At 34.2% G+C, this 17,099-nt stretch carries 16 protein-coding genes and 3 pseudogenes; 8 read left to right on the top strand and 11 right to left on the bottom strand.

Annotated features, from left to right (window positions below):
• Positions 1–275 precede the first annotated feature (275 nt).
• From SAGCYANO_RS34560 to SAGCYANO_RS34515, 11 genes and pseudogenes are all read right to left on the bottom strand, one after another.
• Complete coding sequence (locus SAGCYANO_RS34560; RefSeq protein WP_202224179.1) at positions 276–1,496, bottom strand: DUF790 family protein; 1,221 nt, start codon at positions 1,494–1,496, stop codon at positions 276–278.
• Between the two features lie 1,254 nt (positions 1,497–2,750).
• Positions 2,751–3,194: a hypothetical protein gene (locus SAGCYANO_RS34555; RefSeq protein ID WP_202224178.1), complete on the bottom strand. Its 444-nt coding sequence runs from the start codon at positions 3,192–3,194 to the stop codon at positions 2,751–2,753.
• A gap of 489 nt (positions 3,195–3,683) precedes the next feature.
• Entirely contained in the window at positions 3,684–5,306 is a 1,623-nt protein-coding gene (locus SAGCYANO_RS34550; RefSeq protein WP_202224177.1) for a DEAD/DEAH box helicase, read from the bottom strand.
• Positions 5,307–5,323: 17 nt separating this feature from the next.
• Positions 5,324–5,581 (bottom strand): annotated as a pseudogene (locus SAGCYANO_RS48445) (Bpu10I family restriction endonuclease).
• 22 nt (positions 5,582–5,603) lie between these two features.
• A pseudogene (locus tag SAGCYANO_RS50945) lies at positions 5,604–6,059 on the bottom strand (Bpu10I family restriction endonuclease); the annotation flags it as partial.
• A gap of 12 nt (positions 6,060–6,071) precedes the next feature.
• Positions 6,072–6,362: a hypothetical protein gene (locus SAGCYANO_RS34525; RefSeq protein ID WP_202224176.1), complete on the bottom strand. Its 291-nt coding sequence runs from the start codon at positions 6,360–6,362 to the stop codon at positions 6,072–6,074.
• Between the two features lie 45 nt (positions 6,363–6,407).
• A complete protein-coding gene (locus SAGCYANO_RS46350; protein ID WP_237396979.1) occupies positions 6,408–6,629 on the bottom strand; it encodes a hypothetical protein in 222 nt (73 codons plus the stop codon).
• A 189-nt stretch (positions 6,630–6,818) separates the two neighbouring features.
• Positions 6,819–7,178: a hypothetical protein gene (locus tag SAGCYANO_RS46345; protein WP_237396978.1), complete on the bottom strand. Its 360-nt coding sequence runs from the start codon at positions 7,176–7,178 to the stop codon at positions 6,819–6,821.
• An 11-nt stretch (positions 7,179–7,189) separates the two neighbouring features.
• On the bottom strand, positions 7,190–7,351 hold the full coding sequence (locus SAGCYANO_RS46340) for a hypothetical protein (RefSeq protein WP_237396977.1): 162 nt from the start codon (positions 7,349–7,351) through the stop codon (positions 7,190–7,192).
• 81 nt (positions 7,352–7,432) lie between these two features.
• Positions 7,433–7,480 (bottom strand): annotated as a pseudogene (locus SAGCYANO_RS46335) (hypothetical protein); the annotation flags it as partial.
• 433 nt (positions 7,481–7,913) lie between these two features.
• Positions 7,914–8,471, bottom strand: a complete 558-nt coding sequence (locus tag SAGCYANO_RS34515; protein WP_202224175.1) for a phosphate-starvation-inducible PsiE family protein — start codon at positions 8,469–8,471, stop codon at positions 7,914–7,916.
• 1,231 nt (positions 8,472–9,702) lie between these two features.
• Here SAGCYANO_RS34515 and cas10 point away from each other — a divergent pair.
• The 8 genes from cas10 to SAGCYANO_RS34485 all read left to right on the top strand — a co-directional run bounded on the left by cas10 (position 9,703) and on the right by SAGCYANO_RS34485 (position 17,047).
• Complete coding sequence (gene cas10 / locus SAGCYANO_RS34510; RefSeq protein WP_237396976.1) at positions 9,703–11,856, top strand: type III-B CRISPR-associated protein Cas10/Cmr2; 2,154 nt, start codon at positions 9,703–9,705, stop codon at positions 11,854–11,856.
• 683 nt (positions 11,857–12,539) lie between these two features.
• On the top strand, positions 12,540–12,809 hold the full coding sequence (locus SAGCYANO_RS46330) for an RAMP superfamily CRISPR-associated protein (RefSeq protein WP_237396975.1): 270 nt from the start codon (positions 12,540–12,542) through the stop codon (positions 12,807–12,809).
• Between the two features lie 14 nt (positions 12,810–12,823).
• A complete protein-coding gene (locus SAGCYANO_RS46325; protein WP_307786254.1) occupies positions 12,824–13,276 on the top strand; it encodes an RAMP superfamily CRISPR-associated protein in 453 nt (150 codons plus the stop codon).
• A gap of 159 nt (positions 13,277–13,435) precedes the next feature.
• Positions 13,436–14,140, top strand: coding sequence for a CRISPR-associated RAMP protein Csx10 (gene csx10 / locus SAGCYANO_RS46320; RefSeq protein ID WP_307786253.1), 705 nt, complete (start codon positions 13,436–13,438; stop codon positions 14,138–14,140).
• Positions 14,086–14,676, top strand: coding sequence for a CRISPR-associated RAMP protein Csx10 (gene csx10 / locus SAGCYANO_RS46315; RefSeq protein WP_307786252.1), 591 nt, complete (start codon positions 14,086–14,088; stop codon positions 14,674–14,676). Before csx10 (SAGCYANO_RS46320) ends, csx10 (SAGCYANO_RS46315) begins: the two co-directional genes overlap by 55 nt.
• Before the next feature lie 2 nt (positions 14,677–14,678).
• Positions 14,679–15,089 (top strand): hypothetical protein, encoded by a 411-nt coding sequence (locus tag SAGCYANO_RS34495; RefSeq protein ID WP_202224174.1) that lies wholly within the window; start codon positions 14,679–14,681, stop codon positions 15,087–15,089.
• 194 nt (positions 15,090–15,283) lie between these two features.
• Positions 15,284–15,766: a hypothetical protein gene (locus SAGCYANO_RS34490; RefSeq protein WP_202224173.1), complete on the top strand. Its 483-nt coding sequence runs from the start codon at positions 15,284–15,286 to the stop codon at positions 15,764–15,766.
• A gap of 204 nt (positions 15,767–15,970) precedes the next feature.
• Entirely contained in the window at positions 15,971–17,047 is a 1,077-nt protein-coding gene (locus tag SAGCYANO_RS34485; protein WP_202224172.1) for a putative CRISPR-associated protein, read from the top strand.
• Positions 17,048–17,099: the final 52 nt, after the last annotated feature.

Genomic DNA, 17,099 nt, shown 5'->3' with positions numbered 1-17,099 from the left:
TTGAATAAGGTAATTGTTTAAAATTTTAGATTGTAGGTTGTAGGTTAAAAAAGTTGACTTTCCTAGTTACAATCAATGTTGTTTTAACTATTACCGAATAATGAATAATGAATAATTAATAATTAAATAATTCGCGCCTTGAAGCCTCCCCTTGATCGGGGAAATAAAAAAATAATATTTCCTTATCTTCAATTCCGTAACGGTTAAAACCCGAGGTAATTATCAATTATCCATTATCAATTATCAATTAATGAACAATTACCCATTATCAAAAATTAAATAGAGTCTAAAACTTCTAATACTGATTTAGGTAACAACTTATCCTTAAACCAAACAATAGGCACTGGTACATCTTTCACTTTTACACCAGCTTTTTCTAAATTTAGTCGTTCAGAAACTGCCAAAATTAAATTATCACACTCAGCACTCTGTACCTGATAAAATTTCTTTTTTAAATATTCCGGTCGCCAATATCCAACTATTTCTAATAAATATGATTGTCCATTGGGATGTACCAGTCTAAAGTCAGGAATCATTACACTACCAGGAATGGGAATTAAATCAACTTCTCTTTCTAACTTCCACTCGGTTTTTGACTTTGCCCAACGTTCTACAAATGATGCTTCTAACATACTATCGTAGGGTTTTCCTGGTGGATAATGACTAACTAAATCGCAATCAGAGTCAATGCTAAATCGACCTTTTTTCCAAGTTCCACTATAGGTGTCACGATTTTGTAAGGTTGCGTGTAAACTCCATTTTGTAACGTGTAGTAATGCGGGTAACATTTTTGCTAGTGCTAAACCGTAACGAGTGCTGGGTTTAAATAAACTATAAGGACCATCAATTGTGAGGGTAAAACCATGGTCAGCATCTCCTTCAATATAAGTCATTAATTGAAAGAGTTTTACATACCTAAATAAGAGTTTGTATTCTCCTGGGTCATTGCGATGAGCATTTAATTGAATATGACTAGCTTTGTAAAAAATACCTTGCACTTGAGACAGATTATATCTATGTAATAAAGCTTCTGATGTAGGAGCATCAAATTGAGTCAAAATTCTATTTTCTTGTAAGTCAGCATAGAGACCTTTTTTAATTTCATCAGGCATAATTTCTCGATTTAATTCTTGACTCATTTGCGTGGCTAATTTTTCGAGAGTTAATTCTGTTGATTGGATACTAGGAACAACTTCTGCTGCTGTGGTAAAAACACGTTTTCTTAATTCTATTGGTTCGAGAGGACTGATAATTTCAAAAGTAGAAAAACTGCCTCTAAGCATATGTGCTAATCCTCTTTTGAAGCGATAGTTGGGGTCATCTCCTTCAATTTCTTGTAAACGTTTATCCAGTTCTCCTTGAGTTTTGCCTACTGTTTCTTGGAAAGAGTTAATCATCTCTGTGGCAATGGCTAAATTTTTAGCATCAATTTTGAGCTTTTGCGGAATAATTGTTTCTCCTGTTTGCCGATGAGAAAGTAAGTCAGTTGGTAACATAGTTATTAATTTAAAAGTCAAAAGTCAAAAGTCAAAAGTAAGATTTTATCAGCTCAAAAGTATAAGTCAAAATTCAAAAGTCAAAAGTCAAAAGTAAGATTTTATCAGCTCAAAAGTATAAGTCAAAATTCAAAAGTCAAAAGTCAAAAGTAAGATTTTATCCTCTCAAAAGTATAAGTCAAAATTCAAAAGCCAAAAGTCAAAAGTAAGATTTTATCCTCTCAAAAGTATAAGTCAAAATTCAAAAGTCAGAAGTAAGATTTTATCAGCTCAAAAGTATAAGTCAAAATTCAAAAGTCAAAAGTCAGAAGTAAGATTTTATCAGCTCAAAAGTATAAGTCAAAATTCAAAAGTCAAAAGTCAAAAGTAAGATTTTATCAGCTCAAAAGTATAAGTCAAAATTCAAAAGTCAAAAGTCAAAAGTAAGATTTTATCCTCTCAAAAGTATAAGTCAAAATTCAAAAGCCAAAAGTCAAAAGTAAGATTTTATCCTCTCAAAAGTATAAGTCAAAATTCAAAAGTCAGAAGTAAGATTTTATCAGCTCAAAAGTATAAGTCAAAATTCAAAAGTCAAAAGTCAAAAGTAAGATTTTATCAGCTCAAAAGTATAATCCTACAGTACAGGAAATTATTAGCGTTGCATAAATGCACTTGGAATTTTAATAGTTTTGTGTAAGTGGAATGTCCCCTACTCCCCCGCTCCCCTACTCCTGAAGAAAGACTTTTTCAGCAAACCCTAGATAGCTATACTCCTGCAATAAAGACAGCGATCTGCATTTTACACTGAGAGGCAGCTGCCGTGTTAAGCAGTGACTCAGAAGTACATACTAACTTCCCTTACCTCGCTGCTGATCAACAAGTTGCCACCTCTACTCAATGAGGATATCAACGATCGCTTCCTCAAACTTTCCGTAGAAACCTCTTAAAACACCCACCGTTAACGGTTGAGGTCAGCAGTGGGTGTGAGTCTTTTGGGAAGGTTAAGGCGATCGCCAAACCATCTGCTACAGCACAGGTTTAGGACATAGAAATACTAAGGATGAGTTAAGCGAATTCTATGATGTTTCAGGCGGTCAAGGGCGTTGATGAATTTTCGACATTTTCAGCGCCACAGCAACGCATCAATTACAGTTTTAACTGTCTTTGGCGCGTTACCCAGGAGCAGAGAGTATTCATCTACCGATAGACTGCTCCCCTGCTAACGTAGCCTACAAGATCGGCGATCAAACTACAATATCTTCTCCAAAGTACAGATTATTCTTCAAGGAGCGATACAATATATCGAATCGTATAACCTGCTTTTCCCTTAAGCCGGATAGCTACTGGTTGAGGATCGTTTTGAGTAAAAATAATCCTCTCACTAACGACACCTTGGGCAAATTGTTTACAATCTTTTAGTTCTTCAATTATTGGCTCTGTCGATATTTCTGTCCCAGTTTTGGTATTTTGATTAGTCCCACTATAAATAAGACCGTCAAAGACATCAGGAGTATCTAGATAAATTGCATATCGGCCAGTACGGACAATTGGAAAATGCACATAGTTATACTCACCAACCAACTCAACGGTGATTGGAATATTACGCGGACCGTGATGGGGGGGAGAAAATACATCACTAAGCTCAGAAACTGCATAAATTTTCTCCCCAGCTCCTGAGATGTTGAATTGTTGACAAGCAATCTTTGTAGTATTTGACATTAATAGTCCTCCATTTTTCCTGAATTAAGGATGTTTGAATTTGTTAAGCTGTGATGCATTTAAATTGCATCGTCCAAAATTGCCGTTATAGCTGAAACGCTTCCCTGTAGTTGTTTATCTCAATTTTACCCTCAACCCCAATATGCAATATTTTAGATGCGCGATAACTTATTCATAAGTCTAATCGATCAAACCTCGCCCAACCCACAATCGTTACACAAATATACAACCCACATTCCGCACCACAAAATGTAGCATAAAAATATAACTCAGAAAGTCAAAAGGTAAGCATTTCCTCCGGAATGCTGCGCAAACAGAGGTCAGTCATCAGTCATCAGCTATTGCTTTTAGTTTAGGTGGTGCATTGTAATGAATGATTCATAACGCGAGCAAGATGCTCGCACTAATTGTCTTAACCAACTTGGCGGTTGCTATAATAAACAAATGGAATTGCTATAGTTATTTTTTTGCTTTATTCATTCTCAAAAATTAGAAAAATTCATCAATATTAAAACCATCATTAAATTCTAACCCCAGGTCTTCATCCTCTTCTATTTCTGACTGATTTTCCAAATCATTTTCATCATTTTTTTTCTCATCTCCCCATTTTGCACCTGGTTCAGCAGCACGTTTAGCAGAAAAATTATTAACCCCATAAATCGGTTCTGGCTTCACAATTTCTAACGGCTTAGTTTCCGGTTTAGCCTGTTCTTGTTCTTGATATTTAGGAGATTTTTTCGGTCTAATTTTACCTCTACGTCTGCGAGAAGTTTGTTCTTCACTGGTATTTTCCGTAACAACTTCATACAAAATTGCTAACTTATTTTTATCGCTACCTCGACGCAAAACTCGACCCAATCTTTGAATATATTCTCGTTCACTTCCAGTACCAGATAAAATAATTGCTACCCTCGCATCTGGCACATCAACACCTTCATTTAAAACATGAGAAGCAACAACAGTTTTATATTCCCCAGTTCTAAATTTACTTAAAACTTCATGCCTTTCTTTCACAGGAGTTTGGTGAGTAATTGCCGGAATTAAAAACTCATGGGAAATCCGATAAACTGTTGTATTATCAGCCGTAAAAATTAAAGTACGTTCGGGAAAATGTTGAGCCAATAAATTAGCAAGAGTTCGTAATTTTCCATCCGTACCAAGAGCAATTTCCTTAGCTTGACGATGGGCTAACATTGCTCGACGTCCAGCCTTAGAACGGGCACTTGCTATAACAAAATTTTTCCAACCATTTAACCCACCTAACTTAATATTTGCTTGCTTTAAAAAGTCATTTCTAACTGTCATTAACTTGTTATATTCTTCCCGCTCCTGTGCAGAAAGTTTGACCATTATTTGCACGATTTTATGGTCAGCTAAAGCATCACCTGCCAATTCTTCAGGAGTCTTGCTAAAAACAGTAGGTCCAATTAAATAATCTAGGTCAGAATGACGACCATCAGAACGGTTAGGAGTTGCTGTCAGACCTAGACGATAAGGAGCGATCGCGTATTCAGCAATTACCCGATAAAAATCAGTAGGTAAGTGGTGACATTCATCAAAAACTAATAGAGCATATTTATTGCCGATCGCTTCTGCATGAATAGTGGCACTATCGTAAGTGGCTACTAAAATTGGTGTTTTGTCGCGAGACCCCCCACCAAGTAACCCCACTTCCACATCTGGAAAAGCTGCATTCAAATGCGCGTACCACTGGTGCATCAAATCTAGGGTAGGTACTACTACCAGAGTACTGCGGGGAGTTGCCTGCATTGCTAGTTGGGCCAAATATGTTTTACCCGAAGCAGTAGGGAGAATCACAACACCATTTCTGCCAGACTGTTTCCAAGCTTTCAATGCTGCCTCTTGGTGGGGATAGGGAGGCATTTCCAAACTAGGGATGAGTTCGAGAGGTTCAAATTCTTTAGCTTTATCAGTAAAGTCGATTTTTGCTGCTTTTAATGATTCCACTAGAGGGCGATAGTCTATTGCCCGAACCCGAAATTTTTCCACCCGGTCATCCCAGGTTGCATAGTCTACCCATGCTTTACCTTGAGGTGGAGGATGGAGGATAAGAGTGCCGCGATCGAATTTGATAGTTGGTGTTCGGTACATTATTTCATTTCACTGATTTAAAAATAACCTTGATTTAGAACCTTATTTATAGATGGATTACCATTATTAATCAATATTTGAATTTTATCAATCATCCTTTGAAAAACATCAGGATAATATTTTGAAGCATCTAAAAATTATGCATATTCTTGTCGATGAATAGGTCTTGCCTCCGGTGTTTTATGTTCTTGTCTAATATTAGCAGAAAGACGCTTTGATTTACGCACTATTAAAACATCATCTAGCTGAGTTGATACAATATAAACTGGTGTAATTTCAGTTATCAGTTATCAGTTATCAGTTATCAGTTATCAGTATTTCCTGTAATAGGGAGGCAAGAAAATACGGTACTCTCTTTCTTTTATCCTCCAGGAGGAGGTTTGATACTTGATTTTCGGTCATATATATAAATTTGCAAATCAAAAAGTATAGGGAAGCAGGAACAGCTATTTTTAAATTTCTGCTAGTGGCAACTGCTTCTTGAAACATCGTTTTATCTAAATTTGTTTTGCATTCTGCGCAAACATAACCAATATGAGATTCGATTAGTTTGTAATCTTGAAAATTTTGCTCTAAAGATGTTTTTCACTATAGCTTTTTGCCTAAAATAAAGTCTTGATTCTTAGACCTAATAGATGGTTTACCACCCAGACCAGGATTACCCAAAGACGATAAAAAACTCAGCCCAGAAAATGTATTTCTAGGACCAAACTCAAAAGAATCATCTATTCCTCGTAAGCTTCGGAATACAAGTTGAGGTAAAAATTATTCCAAAATTGTATTGTCTAATTTTAATTGCCCTTTCTGTCTGTAAAGAAAATTTTCTGAGCTATCAAATATTAAATCTAGTTCAATAAAACGCTTGTATTTATTTGTAGCTGCCACTAACTTTTCCACAGTATCAGTTTTGCCACCCTCGACTAATTTTAATTCATTTATCCACTGATAATATTTCCTGACAGCTTCCTCTAATCCATCTCGGTCAGCATCAGGTAAGCGAGGATTATTTAGGCAAGCTATTAACTTTGAATAATGTGGTTGGGGCAGTTCAGGCATAATTTTATTTGGCGATAATTTACTGTTTTCTAAGTTTAAAAAGAATTAATTGTTAATTGTTTGATACTTTTCAATACTTGGATAACGATTTAATTTTGGTGTTCTCTCTAGATATGGAACTTTTCGGATAGCATTTTCTAACAACTTATAATTTTGACTTGAGACTACAGATATACCATTTTTTAAAGCATTCATTGCAACTTCTCTCGCTACAGTATCTATAAATTCTATTGTTAATTCTGGTTTTAAATTGTAGAAGTTAATCAAATCTTCCCTAATAATTTTCCCAAACTTATTTTTAAATGTGCGCTTTTGCCTTAAAACTTTCCTATATAAACCAGACTCAATAGCAATCTTCTCAATAATATTAGCATTATCAAAAGGAACTCCAAGTACATTTGATTCATGCCCGACAACAAGAACAATACGTGCATCTTTTTTACATACTCTTGAAAGCTATTTTAAAGTATCTGCTATATCTAGACAATACTGAACTACAGTATAAAAACGATTTCCTCTATTTGCCCTGTTAGAACCAATCTCTGATTTTGCTATTTTGAGCAAATTCCACCCTAAAAATTCAGCATATTTTCTATAGTTTTGATGATAATTAAAGACATTAATATAAGGTGGCGAAGTAACAACAAAGTCTATTTGATTATCTGAAATAGGGAGTAATCTTGCGTCAGATAAATAAGCTGTTATCTTTTTGTTTGAGTTAGGTAAATTTTCAATCAGTTTTACTAATTCATAAAATTTGCTTTGAATCAACTCATTAGTAATGTTAAATTTTGCTCCATCAATTAGAATTATCAATACATCAAATATTACCTTGGCATTTTCATCCAGTTTACTCCTGACTTTTGAGATTTTTCTTCTAAATATTCAACTTCTTTTTCATAGTCGAGTAATATTCTGATGGGAAACTCTTTGTCTAAAATTTCTCTTACCTGACTTAAAATTTCTTTTTTATGAGGCTGATTAATCAACTCATATATTTTCCCAAACATCCAAGCAACAGGATTAATATCACATCCATAAGCTTCTATAGATAAATACCCAGCTTCTAATAAAATAGTTCCACTACCAGCAAAAGGATCGAGAACAACTGAATTTATTGGGCAATAAGCTCTAAGAATAGTTTCAATTAATTCTGGAGAAAACTGACCCCTCCAGGTAAATAAATTACTTCTTTTTTATTAGCAATATCTAGAAGCTTTTGGGAAATAGGTTGGTCAAATTCTTGCAACTATTACTATCCTTTTAGTTAAAATGTTAGTAGTCAGATTGGCAAATATTCAGTATTCTGGGGTAATAGGGAGCAGAAAGTACAGTAGCGCACAAGGAATAGACTTACGCAAAGACACTATATAATGGTTTGACTGTGGCCTACCCTAGTCAGCACCCGCACCCTCTCGCGAGGAATGAAAAAGATGAGCTGAAGCGAAAAAAAGTGAGTGCGTAATTCTGGGGTCTCCTCGAAATAAGGACGCACTCAAGACAGACTTATTAGTATTAAGAAGGCGAGCATTATTCATGGAAAGTTGCCCTTTAATGATGCACTGCTGATTGGTCAGAGGCTAAATACTCGTCTTCTATAGAACTCATTTGGGATTCAGATGGGGTAGTGACTTTTGCTGCATGACGCTTTGATACAAATTGTTCTGGATCGATTCTATCAAAAGTAGGAGGCAACCAAACTCTGATGACAAGCAACCCTCCTAAAACCAATAGCAAAACACAAGCAACTAAAATCTGAACCCATGGCGTTTCTAAAACGCCACGCACAATAATTTCTCTGAGAACAGAAACAATTGATACTTCAACAGCAACTCCAATAGAAACTCGGCGCTCTTGCAAATAGATAATTAACAGACGAAATAATTCAACCAGAATTAACAGAAACAAAATATCTGAAGTAACAGATTGAAAATCTAAAGGAGGAATTAGTGATAGTACCATCTGCCATAATTCAAGGATCATAAAGCTGAACAGTCCAATGCACAAGCAAATGACAATGAAATCTTGTACGATTTCTAAGAGTCGAATAACTCCACTACTATTTAGCCAGCGATACCAGGGAAGAGATGACGGTTGATTGATTTTCATAGAGAATGCTTAATGATTTGCTAATTTGATATATTTAGACCAATATTCGCCACTTTGATCGACAACACTCAGAGATAGAAATACTACTCTCGGAAAACTAAAATTTAACAACGCTTTTAAGAGGGTTTCAGATTTATTTATCTCAAATTTCTATTCAAGTGGTTTGAAAAATTTTCAAAGCATCAGTTAATTGACAGACAGTTTTGACTTAGTTCAACATAGCAGTATCAAAATTCAAGGTTGTTGTCTTATAGCTTAACTATAAATTTTACAAATAACAATACTAAATAAACAGAAAAATATTGATCTAATATAACTTCTGCTTAACTCTCTCTAGTTTTGTTCGACCTAACGCCCAACCATAAGGATTTTTGGAAATGCTGAACAAGGGGTGTATTATTACGAAATCGTATACTAAGAGCAATATTTAAAAATAACCTTGATTTAAAACCTTATTTATAGATGGATTACCATTATCAATCATCCTTTGAAAATTCACCGTCTAAATTTTAGCAGTAAATAAGCACCCGACAAATTTTGCTATTTGTAAATTGTGGCCAGTAGGACTATGTAGAATAGGCGTTTTCTACATAGTGTTAAACTATCAATAGTTAAGACAAACTTGTAGCTTTTGTAGTAAAAGGAGAATTTTGGCGATCGCGAAATTGAGGTACTGATAACTGATAACTGAAATGACTCTGGTTAGATACACCAACGATCCCCCTAAATCCTCCTTAAAAAGGGGGACTTTTGGTTTCCCCCCTTGTCAAGGGGGGTTAGGGGGGATCTCAAGCAGTGTACCTCACGCTTACTGAGAAATGCTATGAGGTAAACCAACGATCCCCCGCGCATCCCCCTTAAAAAGGGGGACTTCTGGTTTCTCCCCTTGTCAAGGTGAAATACGTTAATGTTTGCTACCAAAAATTGATAGGAAGATTGAAGGATGGGGAGATTAACAAGTAGCACATTTTTTTGTCTTGTACTTCATATAATATTTATTGGTGCATGAGGACAAATAATTTGTTGGGTTTTGTTCCTCAATTCAACCTACAAACAGGTAGTCTGGCAAAATAATTTGTTGGGTTGCACTCGCTTAACCCAACCTACAAATTAGAAAAATTATGTTAGAAAAATATACAAAGGAATAGCTTGGTGTCTTGCTTGGGGAGATAAAAAAGAACCTCAATTTGACATATCAATTTTACAAAAAATTCGCCAAGATGAAAGTGAAGTGCCTTCAGAGCTTATACCGATAATAAATAAAGTCCAAAAACTGCAAGAAATTGGAGATTATTTTCCGGAAAAAATCCAAGATTTGCAGGAAGAATATCCAGAACTTTGGGATGAAAAAACACCCATAGGTTTAGTTTATGGCGGAGCAACAAAAATCAAACAATACGTTTTTGAGGCAGCTAAACTAACAGATATTCGCGGAGCATCGGCAATTTTAGATAAGATAAATTTAGAAGATTTGCCAGATTTTTTTGAACGGGATACCAGAAGTAGAAATTGGCTAGATGAAAAGAGAAATTTTCCTCAACTTTCCCAAGCACTTATTCCAGAATTAAGAGTCTATTCCACAGGGGGAAATATTCTGGCATTTTGTCCGGTAGCTTTTGTAGATGACTTAGCAAATTCCATCGAAAAACGCTATACGGAAGAAACTTTAACAGCAAATTCCTGTGCGGTGGGTTGTACATTTCGACTTTTGGAAATACGATTTGGCTTACTCCGAGAAAATATCGAAAATACACCTTGGTTAGATTGGTATCGGGAGAATCATACTAATAGTTTGGTGCAAAGTTATTTTGGATTATCCAACGAAAAAACAGAGGAAAAAGAACTCAGAGAAAATTTCCAAAATCGTAAAAGTTTCAACGAACTAACAACCAAACTAGCAGCACTATTTAATCAGCGTCGGAATGGCAATGATTTTAATAATAATTTGCATGAAAATCGTCCCAGTCGCAAATATCCACCAATGTTTGAAACCCATCCATATTTGCGGAGAGACGAAGGCGATCGGCGGATAGCAGCAATGCAAACTGACTTACCTAATAATCCATATTATTCAGAAGTTTTAGCCAGGAAACATTTAGTAGGACAAATAACTAAAAGAGAAGATGATGATGCTAAAAAATGGTATAAAAAAGGAGGTTTTGATTGGCAGCCAGACAAAGATAATATTGAAAGTTGGGGAACTAAATTTGAAAAGTTCTTAAAAGAAGCAGATGAGGCAAAAAGACTAGAACTAGCCAAAAAATATAATCCAGAATCTCATTCATGGGAAAAATTAGAAGCAGCACGAAGTCTCAGAGAATTAGGAAATGTCTATAATGGTTTTATTGCTTATATCTATGCTGATGGTAATAACATGGGAGGATATATTCAGAAAATTAAAACACCGGAAAAGTATAAAAAATTTAGCAAAGATATTTTTGAAGCGACGGAAAGATCGGTTTATTTTGCCCTAGCAGAACATCTACATCCACACGAGTTAAAAAATCTCACTGACCCCGATAATGAAAATCGTAATGACAAATGGATTCATCCTTTTGAAATTTTAGCAATTGGTGGCGATGATGTGATGTTAATTGTGCCTGCTAATAAAGCTTTAGAAATTGCCAAAACTATCGGCGAAAAATTTGAAGAAATATTAGCCGAGAAAACAGGTTATAAACCAGAAGCAGAAACAGAAAAATCAACTTATGAACCAGAAAAAGTACATCGTTATTTAAAACAAACACCTAATCAAAATAAATCTTCTCTAAGTATGTCAACCGGAGTTTTAATCACAGCGGAAGACACACCTGTTTATTATGCAGAAAGCTTAACAAATCAACTGTTAAAATCTGCAAAAAAACGAGCAAAAAAATTAAAAGAGAAAGGATATTTAGGAGGCACAATAGACTTTTTAAGCTTGAAGTCAGTGACAATGATTTCCTCCAATATTGAAGGATTTAGGAAAGAAGCATTAACCAAGGAAAGAGGAGCTACACTAAAATTATATGCAGCTCCTTATACATTACATGAAATAGGAGGTTTAATCGAATCAGTCAAAGCATTAAAAGAGTCAAAATTTCCCAAATCACAAATTTATCAAACTCGAAGTTTCTTGGAAAAAGGTAAAAATACAGCTATTCTCAATTATCGTTATTTTCGTGCCCGTCTTGAATCAAAAGATAAGCAAGAAATCTTAAAAAATGAATTTGAAGAACCCTGGTGCGAGGCTAAAACAAATAAGGGGAATGTAGCACCTTGGATGTACGACCAAGAGGAAATGCTTTATGAAACAATTTGGCGAGAAATAGTAGATATTTATGATTTTATTGAGATAGAAGACAAAACATCAAAAGAACAAACATCAGAACAGTCTATTCATTAATTGATAATGGATAATTGATAATTGATAATTACCGAAAATTTGTGGTTTAAAGCCTCCCTTTTAAGGGGATAATAAATAAAAATTTTCCTTTCAGTCAATCCTCTTCTTTTCAAGGAGAGGTAATTGTTAATTATTCATTATTCATTATTCATTATTAATTGTTGAACTAGGGTTTTAACTGTTACGGAATTGAATATAAGGAAATAGTATTAATGGATAATGGATAGTGGATAATGGATAATGAAAGAATTCTCGCGCCTCTCTAACTCTTTAATTATCAATTATCAATTGTCAATTATCCATTGGTAAAGGGAGGCTTCAAGGCGCGAATTATTTAATTATTAATTATTAATTATTCGGTAAGAGTAGGGTACATTAGATGTAAGCATTCAGCTATCAGCACTTCCCTGCGGGATGCTACGCAAACAGCGTTCAGCTATTGCTTTTAGTTTTAGATAAAAGCTTTAGTAATTGAGGCAGAATTTATGGTTACTACCAAAGTCGGCTAAAACAGTCTATATTCATTGAAACCCCCTCATGAGAGCTGACAGCTGACAGCTAATAGCTGAATGCTTACCATTAGATACCGAAAATTTAAGAGCCATGAAAGATATTTATAAATCCGTCGTAACGCACCATTTTATTCTAATTTATCTACTACAAACCAAACAGGAGGTTAAGCAATGATTTCTCTTCAGCAGTTAACAAACTCTGTAGAAACTTATTCAATTACTGCCATTATAGATACGGCATTATGTGTAGGTTCGGGAGGTTCTTCCGGTTCATTAGCAGACAAACCAATTATTAGGAATGCCGAAGGAAATTTATTAATTCCAGGTTCTCAAATCAAAGGTCGTTTGCGCCATGAATGTGAAAAAATCGCCAGAGGACTTAACTGGGCAATTTGTGAATCTCCCAACCCCGAAACTATGTGTCCTAAAAATCACTTTTAACAGAAAACTTTTGGATTAATGAATATAAATTTCGCGACAAAATTAGTGGTGAAAATACATTTCACTGTTTAATATGTCAAATATTTGGTAATTCTTCTTTAGCCTCCCGAGTAATCTTTAACGACTTAATTTGTGAAGAAAATCCAGAAAATTTACCAGAGATATTACGTCCGGGAGTCACAATTAATCGCCGACGGGGAACGGCAGAAGAAAACAAACTTTATTTCCTCGAAACTTCTCCGGTTAATGCTCAATTAAGATTTACAGGAGAGATTTTAATTCAAGGAAATATTAATCCTAATTATGTAGATTATGCCCAAGCATTAATCTGGGCAGGTTTACAACAAATAAATGCTCTGGGTGGCAGTAAATCTGTTGGGTTGGGGTGGTTAAAATGGGAACTTCCAGAAATTTCAGTAGATGAAAAGGTCTGGCAATTTCTAGTAAAAGAGGAGGTTAATAATTAATAATTAATAATTAACAATTAATAATTAATAATTACAGCAGATTCGGTCGTATGTAATTAATTACCTTTATTGAAAAAGAGGATTAACAAAAGTAATTTTTGCTTTTTTGTCCTTAAACAGAAAGGCTTTAGACCTTAAATTATTCGGTAAAATGAAAAAATAGAATTAGAGATTAAGGCTTTATCTCCTCTAGCAATTAGTCGTCAGAAACCAGGCAGTTCAATTAATGAAACAATGGACTATATTCCTGGTTCAGTAATTAGAGGAGCAGTGGCAGCGAGAATACTTCAAGAATCAGGTAATGAATCTGAAGATTTATCAGAAAGTGGGGGTGATTTTCAGAGATTATTTTTGAGTGAAAATCCAGCAATATTTCAAAATGCTTATTTAAACAGCTTATATGATGATGATGGGGATTTTAATGAAGTTTTAGTTTTACCTGCAACTTCACTTAGTTCTAAGACAAACTCTGGTTTTAAGTCGGAAGAAAAAAATGGTGTATTTGACACTTTAATCGACCGCTTTTGTGCCGAAAATAATGGTTGTCTTTACGACCCAAATTGTCCAGAAGATGGAGGCAGAGTAGAACCATATAGTGAGTTTTACAGTAAACCAGAAGATGAAGAGGAATATTTTCTTCATAAAACTAAGAAACGTCTATTAACTAGGACTGGTATTAATCGTAGAAGAGCTACTTCAGAGGAGGAGGTATTATATAGTATAGAGGTAATAAATGAATCTCCAATAAATCATAGAAAAACTGAAAAATCTGTAGTTTTTTGTGGCTCAATATTAGTTTCTGATAATGAATTGGCAGACTCACTCCAAAATTTTATTCAAGAAAGAAAAATATCTTTCGTTTAGGAAATTCTAAATCTAGAGGATTAGGTAAAGTAGAAATTACTGCTAAAGCTGTGGATATCGAACTAAATCTAGAGGAACGAATCACAACTTTTAGCAATAAACTAAAAAATAGATGGGAACAATGGAAAGTATTTAATAACAAACTACAAAAATTACCAGAAAACAGAACTTACTTTACCCTAGACTTACAATCAGATGCTATACTGACAGAAAATTGGCAAAGAACTACAGTTATTTCTCCAGAAATGTTACAGGAATTTTCAGAAGTAGAAGATTCATCTTTAGAACTTCATGTCGCCTATAGTTCCTACGATTATTTATCAGGTTGGAATTCTGCCTGGGGTTTAATGAAAGATGTGGAATTAATAACTAATAAAGGAGGAGTTTATTTATTCAGTACAACAGAAAAAGAAACTTGGATAAAAGCCTTAGAAAAATTAGAAATTATGGGAGTAGGAGAGCGTACTTATGAAGGATTTGGCCAAGTTAGAATTTGCGATGAATTTCACTTAGTCTTTCGAGAGGAGGCAGTCTAAAAATGGATAATATGCTTCAAGCAAAACTAGATTTGAGGATTGAATTAGAAATTGGTAAACGTATGGATGATTCGATCATTCCTAATAAAATAAACAAAATATTCAATGATATTTTTGTTAAAGATGATTCTAAATCTCCATTTAGAAATGTGTTGGCGGCTGCAACTGAACCAGGTACATCTATAGAAGTAATTAAAAACTATATTCGATATCAGGTTGGACGTAGTGGTTCTAGTGAAATTTGGAAAACAAAAAAGGAGAAAAATGGCAAGATTTTTGCACAAGAAGTTGTAGAACATATTCAGGAATTACAAGATGATGCTGAAAATATTACTAAGGATTTGGAAAAATCAATTTATCAAACAATTAGCTTGGATAGTAGGCTCAATAAAGAAGAAAAAATCAAAAATTAAAGGAATTAAATCAGCAATTGCCGGAATTAAAAAAGAAAATTCATCTGAGACTTACCCAACTTTATCTTGGGTATTTGGCGAGAGAGCATACAGCATTATCAGGAGAAAGAAAAGTCAATAATAAAAAAACAGATAGAACAGATAAAACAGATAGACCAATTCTAAATAAATCTAATAGGAGGTAAGAAAAAATTATGGCTAGATTAGTAATTTCAACAGTTGGTACAAGTTTATTAACTAATCAAATTAAAAACAGTGAAAAAAAATTGAGTTCTCGGTTGCGAGATACTGCCAACTCTACAGAAAATGAAATAGGAGAAGATGTTCAAGATATAATTTTTAAAATGGAAAGGAGGGCTAAAAAAATACTCACTGGAGGTAATACTCTGGAAATTAAAGAAGCTAGTGCAGAATTAAATGGTATTTATGAGTTATATGACAGAAACTTAGAAGCAGGAAAAGAAGATATTCACTGGTTAATTGCTACTGATACTGCTCAAGGGAGGAAGACTGCTGAAATAGTAAAAGACTTTTTAATTGAAAAAGGAATTACTAATACACAGATTTTTCCTGAATCAGGTTCTAAGTTTTCCACAAAACATACTGATGTATTTTCTCAAGGTATTGCGAGAATAATACCCTCTGGGTTGCCAGTAAATTTTAGATGCGTGACTTGACCTTATTGCTCAAATACTGGTTTGGTCAAGATCAAGAAACAGCATTATTTGGAGAAAGAAAGGTCAATAATAAAAAACAGATATAAAAATTAAACCAGCTTTAAATAGATTTAATAGGAGGTAATCAAAAACTATGGCTAGATTAGTAATTTCAACAGTTGGTACAAGTTTATTAACTAATCAAATTAAAAACAGTGAAAAAAATTGAGTTCTCGGTTGCGAGATACTGCCAACTCTACAGAAAATGAAATAGGAGAAGATGTTCAAGATATAATTTTTAAAATGGAAAGGAGGGCTAAAAAAATACTCACTGGAGGTAATACTCTGGAAATTCAAGAAGCTAGTGCAGAATTAAATGGTATTTATGAGTTATATGACAGAAACTTAGAAGCAGGAAAAGAAGATATTCACTGGTTAATTGCTACTGATACTGTTCAAGGGAGGAAGACTGCTGAAATAGTAAAAGACTTTTTAATTGAAAAAGGAATTACTAATACACAGATTTTTCCTGAATCAGGTTCTAAGTTTTCCACAAAAAATACTGATGTGTTTTCTCAAGGTATTGCGAGAATAATACCCTGGATAAAAGAGCGTACAAATAAACATAAATTCAGATATCAATCCCAAGCAAAAATAGTTTTTAATCTGGTGGGTGGATTTAAAGCTGTGCAGGGATATATGAACACTATAGGAATGTTTTATGCAGATGAAATAATTTATATTTTTGAAGGGTCAGATAAATTAATTAAGATTCCAAGAATTCCTATTGATCTTAAATTAGATGAGGTTGAACTTTATAAAGTTCCCTTAGTAATGATGGCTCATGGAGAAGTATCAACTTCTTGGGAAGAAGCTCAAAAAGTTCCTAAAGATTGGGTTTTTGTTGTTGACGAAGAAATGACTTTATCAATTTGGGGGCAGTTAATTTATCAAAAATATGAAGAGGAACTTCTATCACAAATACAAAATAAACCACTAAAATTTCCTAAAATTGAATACAAACAAAGTTTTCTAGATGACTATAAAGGTAAACCAAAAGATGAAAAAATTATCTTGCAAGAAAATCTAGCTAGGTTAGCTTGTCTTCTAAACGTAAATAAAGATGGTATTAGTGCTGTAGAACAGGATGATATTTTTCAGCTTCGCAGTTATGTTGATAAGCACAAAGATTTAGATCATTTTGACCTCTCAAATGATCGTTGTGTTAGTTGTTTAGTCTCAGGTAATACTTTACAACTTCGTCACTATGGAGAACATAGTTATGTCAACGATAACCCCTAATTAGGGTTTGCGCTCAAAAGTCTTTCTTCAGGAGTAGGGGAGCGGGGGAGTA

Origin of the sequence: Okeania sp. KiyG1 (assembly GCF_014132355.1) — a bacterium.
Taxonomy (GTDB): domain Bacteria; phylum Cyanobacteriota; class Cyanobacteriia; order Cyanobacteriales; family Microcoleaceae; genus Okeania.
This window is presented reverse-complemented; position numbering and strand designations above follow the sequence as displayed.